Raw genomic sequence first — 14,711 nt, forward strand, 5'->3', positions numbered from 1 at the left:
GCTTATCTATTCTTAATCTGCAATATGATCAATCATTTCTTTAGCTTTATCGAATAATGCCAAACACTTTTTTTGTTGTAATTGAACGGAAATAGTTTTTTTAATAGAAGTCGGTATATTTGCTGCAAATATTTTCACCTCAATTGCGGCGTTAAGCTGCTCATCAATATCCTCAGCAAATATATCTATCCATAATTTTTGAGCACCAATCTGATGCTGTAAAGAATCAAATGTAAATTCTATCCATTTATATGGTTGGTAATCTATATTATCTAAATTACGTTGTTTAGAATATGGATTATAGTTAGCTGTTATTCCACTAGCAAAGGGTAAGCAAGGAGGATTAGTTAAAATATTTCTACTTATATTTCGTTCACAATAATAAGCTACTTTTATTTTTCCTTTCGCTGTTAAACGCACAGTAACATTTTGTGCGGGAATACTCCCTTGATTATCAATAGAGATACAAGCTATCCAAGAAAGGTTATTATTAAAATTTTTATCTAATTTAGAAAATTCATTTTCACTCTCTATCAACCAATAGTTATGTTCTCTTTCATAATTATAATATTCTTCTAAAGTAATTCCAGGATTGGCATTATAAAAGCGATTAATATGTGACATTACTAAAGAATATGGTTGTGGTTCTACGGGATATTGATTTCTTAAATATTTTTCTAATTTACGCACTTCTTCATAGGTTAATGAAACAAAAGCATCGCGCGATAAAACTAGTTTATCTGTTTTCTCTTGGTCATCTTTCTTCTTTACAGAAATCTGAATATCAGGCTCTTGTTTTGTATATTTAGCTAGTTCTTCTTTTAACCGCCGTATTTTTTTTTGCTCTTCATCTTCCTCTAAACCACGTTTCCATTCATCAGGAATACGCTTAAAAGCTAATTGAATGTCTGGATCTAATGCTTTTGCTGCTACGCCCAAATCTCCTGACAACAAATAGAATTCTCTATCTTGATATTTATCCCTTAGTGCACATGCTGTTGCAACAATCATATCATCTGTTACACGATCATCTAAAATATGACTATATTGACGAGATGGTGCTATATTCTCAACTGTTAGTAAAACACGCGGAACCGTTTCTTGAATTACATAAGGTTCTAAATTAGCATCTATAATACTTGCTAAGATTGTATTAACCTTTAATGCACGACGTTTAATTCTTGGTTTAGAATCATTTTTTTGCTTATCTAGCTCTGCTATAACACGCGAAGTAACAATCACATTAATGCTATCAAAACTCCCTAATATAGCCCAATTCAGAGTCTCGATTTCTCTACATTCATGAAAAAAATTAGTATCTACAATTAAGGATAATTTGTGCATTCAGTTTCTCTTTAGTTGAAACGATTATATTTTGTTTATTATATAAACATTATTATTACTTACCCATCACCTTATTCACATAGTCCCTTGGCGTAAACCCTAACCGTTGCTTAAACACGGTCGTAAATGCACTTGGACTATCATATCCTACTTGCAAAGCGACCTGTGTAATCGGTTCGCCAGAGGTTAACAGTTCCAAAGCAACTTGTATCCGTTTTCTACGGAGCCATTCGACAAAACTTAACCCTGTTTGTTTATAAAATTGACGCGTAACGGTTCGATCACTCACCTTTAATCGTTTCGAAAAATCAGCCACAGACCAAGGATAATCCAAATTTTCTGAAAAATAGTGACAGATATCTTGATACTCAGCATCTTTAGGATAAGGCAGTTCAAACGCATATAAATCGGACAAAGAACGTAATTCATTTAAAAAGAGCTCAATCATCCATTCTTCAATAGAATGAGGTAAATAATGACTATCGATCCCAACCAGTTTTGGCATCAACGCATGCATTAACGGCGAAACATTCACGACTTGAGTTTTATAGGGAAAATCAGCACGCGCAAACGGATCAACATAGATACTATATAAAGACGTATCCTTAAGCATTGTCAGCCTATGCATCGACCCTGCAATAATCCAAATACCATCTTTTTCTGTAATGACCGAGCAGCTTGTCTGTGTTTCCACTCGAATCAGCCCTTTTTTAATGACCAATAATTGCACACATTCATGCCGATGCAACTTGTCTTCAAAATGCTCACTCGAAAAATGATATTCTTTAACGGATAAGAGGGTCAAAACAGACAAACCATTCATGCTATATATTATCGAACATACGATAATTTACAGCAGTTTTAATGCTAATAATAGAACAAATTGTCCATTTTGAGAAAAAACATGTCTGGGCTTCAAAAGCGAATCAAATTTACCTTGGTTATACTGATCTCAATCGTCACTATTAAAGACATTTTAAAAGGTCAAATCCAATGTTAATTAATCCAGAAACAAAATACCGCCCGTTTAACGCTTTCCCATTTCCTGAGCGCACATGGCCAAGTAAAACCATTACTAAAGCCCCTATTTGGTGTGCCGTGGATATGCGCGATGGTAATCAATCTTTAATCAACCCTATGGATCATGATCGAAAGATTCGTTTTTTTAAGTTATTAGTTGATTGTGGTTTTAAACAAATCGAAGTCGGTTTTCCCTCCGCATCTGATACAGAGTTCAATTTTGTACGTTATTTAATTGATAATAACATGATTCCTGATGATGTTACTATCCAAGTATTAACAGCCGCTCGTCCAGAATTAATTGAACGCACCTTTGAAGCATTAAAAGGCGCTAAAAAAGTCGTTATTCATGTCTATAACGCCATTGCGGAAATCTTCAGACGAATTGTGTTTAATAAATCTCAAGATGAAATTATCGATATGGCCACGACAGCCACACAATTAGTTGTCGATCAATGTAATAAAAATCCACAAACTCATTGGACTTTTGAATATTCTCCTGAAAATTTCTCTTTGGCTGAAATTGAGTATGCGGTTCGTATTTGCGAAGCGGTGGCAGATGTGTGGAAACCTTCAGAGCAAAGACCGATGATTATCAATTTGCCTAGCTCTGTTGAAGCTAGCACTCCAAATGTTTTTGCCGATCAAATAGAATATTTTTGCACTCACTTCTCACAACGAAGCAAAGTTTGCATCAGTGTGCATCCTCATAATGATCGCGGCACCGCAATCGCAGCATCAGAATTAGCATTATTAGCAGGTGCAGACCGTATTGAAGGATGTTTGTTTGGCAATGGCGAGCGCACCGGAAACGCAGACCTTGTGACATTAGCATTAAATTTATATTCTCAAGGGATACATCCTAACCTTGATTTTCACGATATAAAACATATTGGTGAAGTCGTCAAAGAATGTAATGAACTTCCTATTCATCCAAGACATCCATATGTTGGGGATCTTGTCTTTACAGCATTTTCTGGCAGTCACCAAGATGCCATTAAAAAAGGCTTTCAAAATCACCAAAAACAAAATCATACCTATTGGGAAATGCCTTATTTGCCAATTGACCCTGCTGATTTAGGCTGCAGCTATGAAGCCGTCATTCGCGTAAACAGTCAATCTGGGAAAAGTGGTGCTGCATGGATATTACAACAAAATCATGGGATTGAACTTCCACCACATCTACAACGTGAATTTAGTATTATTATTCAACAAAAAACGGATCAATCAGGTCATGAACTGACCCCTGCTGAAATCTGGTCTATTTTCCGTGAGCATTATGGATTAACAGGTCAAAATAAATTGACTTTGCAAGAATTTAATGTGGAACAAAATGCGCCCAATAGTACCAAATTAAAACTTACATTGAATATTGATGGAAAAAAATCAACGATGGAAGGCGAAGGAAATGGCGTTTTATCAGCAGGTACTGCGATCTTAAAAGAAAAGACACATTTAGATTTCCGTATTGTTGAATATAACGAACATACGTTGGGTAAAAATAGTGATAGCCGTTCTATCAGCTATATTAAATGTTCTAATAGAGCAGGTGAAAGCTTCTGGGGGGTTGCTATTGATAATGATATTCTTAGCTCTTCATTAAAAGCGCTATTAAACGCAGTCAGTAAATTTATAGGATAATCATTAAAGAGGCTCTTAGTCCAAAAACTACTAAGAGCCTCTTTTACTGTTTTAAAGTAATTCTGCAAATATTAAAATATTATAAATTGTTATAATCAATCTTAAGAAAAGCCACATAGTATAAAAAAACAATCGATTTTGATACATAGCTTAAAAAACAATTTTACACTCGCTTCTCTTTTTATTTTTCTTTATGATAGGCAAAAATTAACATTTTTATATATTAATAGCTTTTATCACAGGAGACATTATGTCTAGTGCAGTTACAATTCCTTCTGATTCTCTTACAGAAGGGCTCATGGATCGTAACAAAGAACTTTTGATTGTTACCCATAATGGCCGATTTCATATTGATGATGTTTTTTCGTTCACAACATTATCCTTAGCACTAGATTTAGATAACCGCCCCTTTAAAGTAGAAAGAACGCGGGATACTGAAATTATTGAAAAGGCAGATATCGTCTTTGACGTAGGGGGGGTATTTGATGGAAAACGTCTTTTTGACCATCATCAAATTGGCGCACCAGAAAGAGATATCAAACAAACACCCAAGGGTATAGAGGGAACCATTCCCTACAGCTCTGCTGGATTAATCTGGCGTGCTTTTGGATTGGACGTAATTCAAAAACTGGCACCTGATCTTGATGATAAATCTCGTAAAATTGCACATAATGTTATTGAAAAAGCACTTGTTATTCCAATAGATGCAATTGATAACGGTAAAATGCGCCCTGAAAATGGATTAAATTTTTCCTCTATTATCAATGTATTTAATCCAGCATGGGATACAGATGATTCTTCTACCCAATTAGAACGTTTTTTTGAAGCTTCGAAAATTGTTCGTACTATTTTAATTTATCAATTAAATATTGAATTTGCCCGCCTCAGAGCCATTGGATGTACTGAAGAAGCTTATAAAAATAGTCCAGATAAACGTATTTTAATGCTCCCTCGTTGGATGCCTCATATTTATCCTATTTTCGCCAACGCATGGGCTACACAGCTTGTCATATACCCAGCAGAAAATGAATGGCGTATTGGAACGGTTCCCATTCGCATGCACGGTAATGATCGGCGTAAATTATTCCCAGCCAGCTGGGGTGGACTAGAGGGTGAAGCTCTAGCTACTGAAACAGGAATTCCAGGATCGAAATTTGTGCATAAAGGCTTGTTTATTGCTGTTACAGAAACCAAAGAATCTGCAATTGCTTTAGCTGAAAAAACATTAGGAGGTTAACCTTCTTAATAAAAAGGCTATTTAGAATATTCTAAATAGCCTTTTATTTAACTTACTGCTTTATACTAAGGCAAAGATATTTAATTTCTAAATAATCCTCAATACCGTATTTAGATCCTTCACGACCCAAACCAGAAGCTTTAATACCACCAAAAGGTGCCATTTCATTAGAAATCAAACCTGTGTTAATACCAACCATGCCGTATTCTAATTCTTCTGATACTTTGATAATCCGAGACATATCATTCGCATATAGATAAGAAGCTAAACCAAATTCTGTATCATTTGCTAAACGAATGACCTCTTCGTCTGTTTCAAAACAAAATACAGGTGCCAAAGGCCCAAATGTTTCTTCTTTAGAGACAACTGCACTGGTTGGAACATTCGCAAGAATAGTTGGCTCAAAGAAATTACCGCCTAATGCCTTACCACCCGCAGCAACTTTAGCACCTTTTGAAACAGCATCATCAATATGTTCTTGGACTTTTGCAACAGCCTTAGCATCAATCATTGGACCGATTGTAACACCAGCTTCCGTGCCATTACCAATTTTTAATTTGCCTACTGCAACTTTTAATTTTTCAACAAAGGCATCATAAACATTTTTTTGAACATAAAGACGATTGGCACAAACACAAGTTTGTCCAGCATTTCTATATTTAGAAACCATTGCCCCTTCGACCGCTGCATCAAGATCAGCATCATCGAAAACAATAAATGGTGCATTTCCACCCAGTTCCATAGACATTTTCTTAACAGTTGCAGCACAGTTTTTCATCAATTCTGCACCAATTTCCGTAGAGCCTGTAAAGGTTATTTTACGAACAATTGGATTGTTACATAATTCATCACCAATTGCTTTGGCAGCCCCTGTTACAACATTTAAAACCCCTGCTGGCAAACCTGCTTCTTCAGCTAATACAGCCAAAGCCAATGCAGAATATGGCGTTGCAGTTGCAGGTTTTAAAACCATCGAACATCCAACAGCCAAAGCCGCCCCAGCTTTACGGGTAATCATTGCATTAGGGAAATTCCAAGGTGTAATCGCAGCTGTAACACCAATAGGTTGTTTTAAAACCGTAATACGTTTATCCGTCATATGCCCAGGAAGAACATCTCCATAAATACGTTTTGCTTCTTCGGCAAACCATTCCAGATACGACGCACCATATGCAATTTCACCCTTTGCTTCTGCCAAAGGTTTACCTTGCTCTAAGGTCAATAATAACGCTAGATCTTCTTGATTTTTTAACACCAGATCAAACCAACGACGCAAAATAACAGAACGTTCCTTGGCTGTTTTTCTGCGCCATTGAACTTGTGCTTTTTCTGCTGCTTCGATTGCTCTGCGTGTTTCATCTGCACCCATTTTAGGCACAGTACCAATCACATCATTCGTCGCTGGGTTTGTTACGTTAACTGTTTGACCACTGTCTGCATCAAGCCATTGGCCGTTAATATAACATTGTTGACGAAATAAGGATGGATTTTTTAGATTCATAATAACTTCTTTCTCATTTGATCTAGTATTATTGTGAGTAACTTTGGTATTTTATAATTGTTAGCATTAGGCTTCTAATTATAAAAATTACTCCTATTCTAGCCGTTAATCTTATATATGATAAAATCACATTCAAGTGCGTTATATATTAATATATAAAAAACGCTATTTATCATAAAATTTGCTTGTTATACAAAGTTTGTTTATTTTATAACGGTCTTGATAATTATATAAAACTAAAACTCTTGCAAATAAAAGAATTTTGTAGTTATATATTTTGTAATAAAATTACATAAAATAGCCAATTAAAGAAAGATAAGAAAATGAGCTCTGGGAAAAGTCTTGAAATTGCATTCGAACAAAATTCATTCCCCGTATCAGAAGAACAAAGACAAGAAATATTAAAAGACCCTGGTTTTGGAAAAAAATTCACAGACCACATGCTGCTAATTCATTATAATGAAGAAAAAGGTTGGCATAATGCACATATCAAGCCATACGGGAATATCAGCTTGGATCCTGCGGTTTGTGTTTTTCATTATGGACAAGAAATTTTCGAAGGGCTAAAAGCGTATAAAGCAAAAGATGGTCGTATTTTACTTTTCCGCCCAGAGGCAAATGCTAAACGTTTTATTAACTCTGCCAAACGTATGGCAATGGCACCTTTACCAGAAGACTATTTTTTACAAGCAGTTCATGAATTCGTTAAAATTGAAAAAAATTGGATTCCAGATCAATCCGTTGGTACTTTATATCTTCGTCCTTTTATGATTGCTAGCACTCCTTATCTTGGGGTAAAAGCCTCCCCTGATTATTTATTTATGTTAATTGCTTCTCCTGCAGGCTCATATTTTTCCAAAGGTGCAAAACCAGTAACTGTATGGATTTCAGAACATTACACCCGTGCTGCGCCTGGTGGAACTGGTGAAGCAAAATGTGGTGGTAATTATGCTGCAAGCTTACTCGCTCAACAAGAAGCAACAAAAAATAATTGCGACCAATTGGTTTTCTTGGATGCTGGTGAACATAAATGGATCGAGGAAATGGGCGGAATGAACATTTTCTTTGTCATGGATGATGGTTCATTATTAACACCACCTTTGGGGGGAACTATTTTACCTGGTGTTACCCGCAACTCTATTATTACCCTTGCAAAAGAAAAAGGGATTACTGTTCGTGAAGAACGTTATTCTGCTGAACAATGGATCAAAGATATTGAGCTTGGTAAAATCCGTGAAGTTTTCGCTTGTGGTACAGCAGCAGTTGTAACGCCAATTGGTTTTGTTAAAAATAAAGAGGGTGAATATCAAATCCACGATGGCAATCCTGGAAAACTAACCCAAGAAATCCATAAAATGCTTGTTGATATTCAATATGGCAATGCCACAGATACACATCAATGGATTCAAGAAGTAAAATAATATTTATTATACTTGATCAAATTAGTTCATAGCTTTTTTATAAAAACTATTATACTATAAAAGCTTGTATAATTATCAATATTATACAAGCTTAACCTTTTAAGTGTTTTGGAGATATTGTCTATCATGAAATTAATTTCAAAAAAAATCATGCTATCCGTTGGTGTATGTACAGCTTTATTAACAGCTGGGATCACATCTCAAGTATATGCGCAAACCACTGCACCTCATGCTTCTTCAGCTCCTGCTGGTAATGATATGGCCAGCGCAATGGCTGCTTTTGATAAGTTATCTCCAGAGCAACAAAAAGAACAAATAGCACAATCAAGAAAAGTGGTTGAATCACAAATGGATGCTATGATTAAAAAGGCATCTACTCCCGAGCAAAAAAAACAATTTGAAACAGCAAAAGAAAAAGCTCTTGAACAAATTGATATGATGGCTAAAATGACACCAGAAGAACGCAAAGCACTAATTGAGACATCACAAAAAGCTATGCAAACACAATTGAAAAATGTTAGCCCAGAACAGTTAAGCAAACTGACCCCTGAACAAAGAGCTGCTTTTGAAAAACTGAAGCAAGCACAAGATGTAAAATAACTGTTTATTCTATGAAGGCTTTATTTTATAAAGCCTTTTTATATTAATCATTTAACTTGGCATTTGCGCTGGATTAATAATAGCTACTATACCAAAATCATATCTGAGTGCGCAGATTATTATTTCTGGCAATTTGATAAGCATAATAGCTGCTTTAAAAAATACCCATTATTCAACAAGACAAAATATTCATTAAGTATAAACACATCTTCTTATCAACCTTTTGTTATCAAACCATTTATCCTATTTATAATCTTTAAATTTGGCTTTTTCGATACATTGATGAAACTTGACTAACATATTGGGTAATCCGGATAAGTCTACCATAGAAACGGGATGTTTTTGGTACTCAAGCAAAGCAATCTGCCCATAAGACAAAGCTTGCAATAACCCTTTAAAATCAGTTTCAGTTAACCTATTCATAGACATATTTTTATCCATTGCCTGCATCATAAAAATAAAATGTTGCTTACCAACAGTAATTGCAGCCTTAGAATCTGTTTTGGGAACCAGGTTTCCTTGCTTATCCCAAAGTAATAAACCTACTCCTTCATCATTACTTTTGAACCCTAATGTTAAATCATTAGACAGAGCAAAACATGCAGTAACTTTTTGTAACTGTGGATCATAATAATGAAAAGCTGACCAGTTTCCATCTTTACCATCCAGTTGATAAACTGGTTCGCCCGCATTCGTGATCAACGGGAAAAGTAGACCTGCGGTAATTAAGAATATTTTTTTAATCATTACAATTACTTCTATTTTATTTATCGTTTGAAAATACCAACACTTCCATGAGAATCTTTTTGCTCTTCGTCTTTGTAAATACAACTTGCTTCTTGATCGTTAATTCTGGTGCAAGTATGATTTCCTTTGACAAGCGTAAATTCACCATCACAATTTTTGGGCTGCTCTAAAATAATTTTTGTACCCTCAAACCGCGCAGCAAGAGGCCCTTTGCAAGAAACACCATTCATCATCGTAATTGCTTGATTACCCTTACCAGCCTCATTAAAACAAACCTGCCACGTCTTAACTGGAACAATTTTTTTACTTTGGCGAGACACAAGTGTTAACGGTGTTGTCAAATTCCAACATCCATCAAGCATTGATACTTCTTTTTTATTCCAAGATTCTTTTGGCAAATCTATTGTTTGTTGTGATTTTGGCTTTAATTCAGGTGTATTTTGAGGTTGTTGCGTATGAACGGGTGGCACCTTACATTGTGTATCTAAGTTTTTCAGAGACTGTAATAATATATCCCGTTTTTTATTAAGCTCTTGATTTTTATCTTGAGCTCTCAACGCACCTTCCACCTCTAGAGCTGAAGTATATTGAACATTACATGTTTTATCTGAATGCTGAGTAACATGCCACAGTAATGAAATTAAAACACCCATAAACAAAGCAACTAAAGCGGTAACCCATGGAAATTTTAACCATAAAAACCGTTGTGTTTGTTTTTTGATTGTTACTGTTTCTCCTTGTAATGGATCATAGAACCCATTCTCCCCAGCATATCCCCATCCAGTAATAACAGGACGACCATCCACAACATACACATAATCCAACGAGGGAAAACAACTGCAAAGACTGAAAGAACGAGACCATTTGTCATTTGGGTGAAGTCTGGCAATAGAAGCAATATCGATTAATATCAGTTGAATGATTTCAATGATTTCTTGTTGTTGCGCCTTTGACAATGATTGCAAAGAAACTGTATTTTGCCCTTCAGAATGCCAATAAATTGTATCTTTTATAAAATTTGGTTTGGCAAATAAAGCAGCATGCTGAAGGCTTACCTTCCAAGATACTTCACGAATGAATTCTTGATCTTGTTCAGGCGTTTTTTTATATAAAGAAAACAACTGACCAAGAGAGTGCTGTGCTAAAATCAAATTCATATCTTATTTATTCCTGTGCACATCTGCTCTCTTTTAAACCAATCTTAATTTTAATATTTATATTTCTATAATTTAACGCTTGAACGTTCCCGTAGATTGGTGCCCTTCAGCATCTATATATGTACAACGAGCTTCTTGGTCATTTATTCTCGTACAAACATTACGTCCAGGAATTAAATGGAAAGCCCCTTGACAATCTGTTGGTTGATTTAAAACCAGTTGATTCCCTTGGAACTGCGCGTTTAAGGGGCCAGTACACGTTCCCCCATCACGACGGGTTAAGACTTGTCTTCCTGCACCATTAGGATTGAAGCATAAATTCCAGTTTGTTACCGGTTGGTGAGATGAGCCAAATAAACGTTGTTCATAAAGCTCTAGATGCGTTGTTAAATGCCAACAACCATTTAACATAGATTTATCTTTTTTATTCCAAGAATCTTGAGGCAAAGCAGCTTTATTATCGGGTTTTGGTTCAGGTTTTGGTTGAGGAACTTCTTGCTTTTTAACAGTTTCTGGATTGGGTAGCTTATCCACTTCTGGAACAGGAGGCAATTCAGGAACTTTTTGCTCTTCTGGTAAAGGCTTCAGGTCTGGCACATCTTGTGGTTCTAATGGCTGTACAGGTGGAATTTTGCATTGTTTTTTTAAAGTTTCCAACGCTTTTAATAAACCATCGCGCTTTTTAGTAAGATCATTATTATTGTTTTGTTCTTTTAAGGCATCCTCGACCTCTTTAACCAGGGGATACGTTGCATAACAAACTTTGTCTGAATGACGAGAAACATTCCATAATAAAGACGCTAATACACCTAAAAATAACGCCATTAATGCCGTAACCCATGGGAACATAAACCATGGATATTTTTTTTGAGGTGTAATGGAAACCAACAATGTACCCAATGGGTCATAGCTGCCTTTATCCCCGCCATATCCCCAGCCTGTTAATACAGGTTTACCATCAACTGCATAAATATACTCTGTAGATGGAATTTGTCGATATTGATCAAATTGTTGCGCTATCATCATATCTGGATAATCATGCAACTGAAGTTGAATATCCGACAATATAGACTGAATAGCTTTTAATAAGGCTTCTTGTTGAGATGAGTTCAGTTTATTCCACGGCGTAAAATCTTTACCCTCTGCGCTCCATCTTACAATATTATTATTATATTCAACACGCGCAAAAAGAGCTGCATGCTCAGAACTGGCGATTGTTGATATTTCATGAACTAAACGATCATATAACCCAATTTCTCTGGGACATAAAGGTGTTAATTGATGAACATCTTGCCTGCTTAGGACCACAACCATGATATTATTTCCTTTTAGCAGACAAAAAGTAATTTCTCACAAAAAGACCAATCAGCGGTAATAATATCAATAGTAAAATCAACGGGGCTAACCAATAATAACGACAATATTGAACAGGAATAATACCTTCCCACCAAGGCAAAATAATCATTAAAATTAATAATAATAGCCCCATTAACCAAGGCCAATAAGATAAAAGCCCTTGCTGTTTAATCAGTAAAATTGGAGGGGGTAAAATCAAAGTGGATTTTATACCTTGCTGATCCCCTTTCGCAGCAACAACGGCCACATGTTGAACATCACTTTCACTGGATTGATGTCCCCACGCAATCAACGCAGGGCCATAGGGTGTCTCAATAATATAATCCTTAGACGGATAACTTAACGCTTGTTCAAGCAAAGCCCCTTTTTGTCTTTGAACCATATCAGAGGAATTAGCCATTTTTTTGGCTAATTGCCTAGCTTGAGCAATAAAGCGATCGGCTTTTTGTAACAAGTCTTGCCTAGAAACTGGAGAGGTCTTTGCTGATTGTAAATCAGAGGGAATATACCAATCGACCTCACCTCTTTGTCGATCAATAACAGGTTCCAACAACAATCCTGCACATTGAGGGCTGATCTCATATTTTAATATTTGATACAAGGCCTCCCATTGTTCCAACACAAGTTGCCCGCCCACCCCAAGAGGTTGAACAGATTTAAAATTCGTTGTTGTAACAGGTTTACCTGCTATAAACTGATAGGTCATGGTTTATCTCCATGAGTGGCGGAGGACTGATCTGGTTTTTTATCTGCCGTTGTTGAAGGGATTTTATCTTTTTTTTGATCAGCTTTTGGTGCAGTATTTTCAGAAGATCCTTTGTTGTTATTTTCTTTATTAGCATCACTTTTCTGATCAGGCTTAACAGCAGGCTCTTTTTGTTTTTCAGGTGTATTAGAAGATGTATCAGGTTTCTTTTCTGATACCGTTGGCACAGAAGGAGTTTTACTTTCTTCTGGCTTGGTTGCATCGTTTTTTTGATCAGGTGGTGCAGTAGACTCTTCGTGATTTTCAGATTTATTAGGTGTATCAGAATTCTTTTCAGGTTCTGATGATTGAGACGGAGTTGTATCGTTACAAGCACCTGCCTTTACTTGAATTGGAATATTGGCATTTTGCAAAGCCCTGACAATTGCATCTGATTTTTGAGCATAATTACTGTGAGAAGATGTTTCTTTATCCATTGTCACAAATGTATTTACGCCAACAACACGGCCACAAAGATCGACCAAGGCTCCTCCTGAATTACCTGGCGAAACCGCTGCACTATGAGGAATAACTTTTTCACCATTTGAATTGACTTGAATAGCATTGATCTCGCCCTTGGTTAACACAACACCAGGAATGGCCGTAATATCGCCTTGAGCTAACCGTTTCAAAGCCCCATCTTGACGAAGAATCATACCAGGATACCCAGCAGCAACCACCGTTTGTAAAGGTTGAGCCTCCAAAGTAAAGCTAAGTGGCTGCTGAGGGGGCGCATCTTCTATTTTTAATACTGCCAGATCAAAAGAATTAACATCACTTGACCGGTCGCTGATGGACATAATATGAGCTTTTTTGAATTGGCCCAACGCTTTATTGGTTACCAATACCGTATTATCTTCAGAGTTTTCAACAACGTGTCTGTTGGTAACAATTAATTCTGGAGTCGCAAAAAAACCACTTCCCATAGCAACACCCTCATCACCATCTTCATCTTTTGCTTTGACCAAAATAAAAACAGTACTCTTTTCCAAAAGCTCTGGCAGGCTCCCTTGGAAATTTTTACCATCCGACTTCATTGGTGTGGATGAGTTATCAAGACTTTTATTTAACTCTGGTGCGGCCCTACTTTTTTCAAGATCACAAGGCGGGTTCTTTAATTGCTCTTCAAGCTTTTTAATTTCGTCTTCTAGGTCTTTATTCTTTTTTTCTATTTCTGGTTTCTTACGCACCAGATCTTGTGCCTCTATCACTGGAATCTTGGCAATTTTAGTTGGGCGCTCTGCATAAATTAATCGCCAACCAATAAACAAGCCAATAATAAAGAATAAAACTGCGGCAACTAGTCGTGTTAAATATATCGGCATTTTATTCATAGAACCAACTGCCGTTCTAGGCATCGCTTGTGCCGTTCCCATCACAGGAGAAACTGTTTTAAGGGGCGCTGCTTGCTGTTGCTCTGTCAAAGATTCTGTTAAAGGGGGTATTTCTTTTTGAGGCGTAAATTGAGAAAAAAGGGACAATCCAGGCTGTCCCCATCCTTTGATAACAATTTGATCATTCGCAATCAAAATATCTTGTTTATTTTGCACCGATAACGCAGCGTTCAATAACGCTCTATCTGCACTTCCCTCAGAATAAGCATCTGATAAGGATGTTATTGCTTCAGCCAGTTTCTGTTCAACGAAATCCTGTTGATTTTCCAAAGGTAAAGTTGGCTCTGTTTTCGTATCAGCGTACCAACTAATAAAAGAATCATCAGATTCTTTATTAGCGGTAATCGTAGGTTCAGCAAGGCTGATCGTTGGGCAATGCTTTTTTAGGAGTTGAGCAATCTGAGGGTATTGCTCATAAATTATACGCCCATTAATGACAATGTCTTCTGACGAATAAAAACTTGTTTTTCCAAGAAGGTAAAGTGCCATTATATTCTCAACATTTAGAGTGCAAAATTATTGCTACTTTAATCTATTATAACATCCTT

Annotated in this window: 12 protein-coding genes; 4 read left to right on the top strand and 8 right to left on the bottom strand. The window is 36.3% G+C overall.

All coding sequences use genetic code 11. The features are described from left to right. Positions 1 to 12 precede the first annotated feature (12 nt). Both COMX_RS04045 and COMX_RS04050 read right to left on the bottom strand, forming a co-directional pair. Positions 13 to 1,344, bottom strand: a complete 1,332-nt coding sequence (locus COMX_RS04045) for a PIN domain-containing protein (protein WP_034337285.1) — start codon at positions 1,342 to 1,344, stop codon at positions 13 to 15. A 55-nt stretch (positions 1,345 to 1,399) separates the two neighbouring features. Then, positions 1,400 to 2,167: a helix-turn-helix domain-containing protein gene (locus COMX_RS04050; RefSeq protein WP_034337288.1), complete on the bottom strand. Its 768-nt coding sequence runs from the start codon at positions 2,165 to 2,167 to the stop codon at positions 1,400 to 1,402. Positions 2,168 to 2,337: 170 nt separating this feature from the next. Between COMX_RS04050 and leuA the strand changes: the two genes are divergently transcribed. Next, entirely contained in the window at positions 2,338 to 4,005 is a 1,668-nt protein-coding gene (gene leuA, locus COMX_RS04055; protein WP_034337291.1) for a 2-isopropylmalate synthase, read from the top strand. A gap of 250 nt (positions 4,006 to 4,255) precedes the next feature. Next, positions 4,256 to 5,242, top strand: coding sequence for an MYG1 family protein (locus COMX_RS04060; RefSeq protein ID WP_034337294.1), 987 nt, complete (start codon positions 4,256 to 4,258; stop codon positions 5,240 to 5,242). Between the two features lie 52 nt (positions 5,243 to 5,294). On the opposite strand, the gene gabD is transcribed toward COMX_RS04060, so the two are convergent. Continuing rightward, positions 5,295 to 6,743 carry an NADP-dependent succinate-semialdehyde dehydrogenase gene (gene gabD, locus COMX_RS04065; protein ID WP_034337296.1) on the bottom strand — a complete coding sequence of 483 codons (1,449 nt, stop codon included), beginning with the start codon at positions 6,741 to 6,743 and terminating at the stop codon, positions 5,295 to 5,297. A gap of 323 nt (positions 6,744 to 7,066) precedes the next feature. Here gabD and COMX_RS04070 point away from each other — a divergent pair, with 323 nt between their 5' ends. Beyond that, entirely contained in the window at positions 7,067 to 8,164 is a 1,098-nt protein-coding gene (locus tag COMX_RS04070; RefSeq protein WP_034337298.1) for a branched-chain amino acid aminotransferase, read from the top strand. Between the two features lie 126 nt (positions 8,165 to 8,290). After that, entirely contained in the window at positions 8,291 to 8,764 is a 474-nt protein-coding gene (locus COMX_RS04075; RefSeq protein WP_034337301.1) for a hypothetical protein, read from the top strand. A 243-nt stretch (positions 8,765 to 9,007) separates the two neighbouring features. Here the strand turns inward: COMX_RS04075 and COMX_RS04080 are convergent, their stop codons facing one another. The 5 genes from COMX_RS04080 to COMX_RS04100 all read right to left on the bottom strand — a co-directional run bounded on the left by COMX_RS04080 (position 9,008) and on the right by COMX_RS04100 (position 14,652). Beyond that, positions 9,008 to 9,511: a hypothetical protein gene (locus COMX_RS04080; protein WP_034337304.1), complete on the bottom strand. Its 504-nt coding sequence runs from the start codon at positions 9,509 to 9,511 to the stop codon at positions 9,008 to 9,010. Positions 9,512 to 9,531: 20 nt separating this feature from the next. Further along, positions 9,532 to 10,668, bottom strand: coding sequence for a hypothetical protein (locus COMX_RS04085; RefSeq protein ID WP_034337307.1), 1,137 nt, complete (start codon positions 10,666 to 10,668; stop codon positions 9,532 to 9,534). A 72-nt stretch (positions 10,669 to 10,740) separates the two neighbouring features. Next, entirely contained in the window at positions 10,741 to 11,982 is a 1,242-nt protein-coding gene (locus COMX_RS04090) for a hypothetical protein (protein WP_034337310.1), read from the bottom strand. Between the two features lie 4 nt (positions 11,983 to 11,986). Beyond that, on the bottom strand, positions 11,987 to 12,730 hold the full coding sequence (locus COMX_RS04095; protein WP_034337313.1) for a hypothetical protein: 744 nt from the start codon (positions 12,728 to 12,730) through the stop codon (positions 11,987 to 11,989). Then, the gene (locus tag COMX_RS04100) at positions 12,727 to 14,652 is read right to left on the bottom strand and encodes a trypsin-like peptidase domain-containing protein (protein WP_034337315.1); all 1,926 of its coding nucleotides are present in this window, start codon (positions 14,650 to 14,652) and stop codon (positions 12,727 to 12,729) included. Before COMX_RS04100 ends, COMX_RS04095 begins: the two co-directional genes overlap by 4 nt. Positions 14,653 to 14,711 lie beyond the last annotated feature (59 nt).

It is taken from the genome of Commensalibacter papalotli (ex Servin-Garciduenas et al. 2014), from assembly GCF_000527695.1.
GTDB lineage: Bacteria > Pseudomonadota > Alphaproteobacteria > Acetobacterales > Acetobacteraceae > Commensalibacter > Commensalibacter papalotli.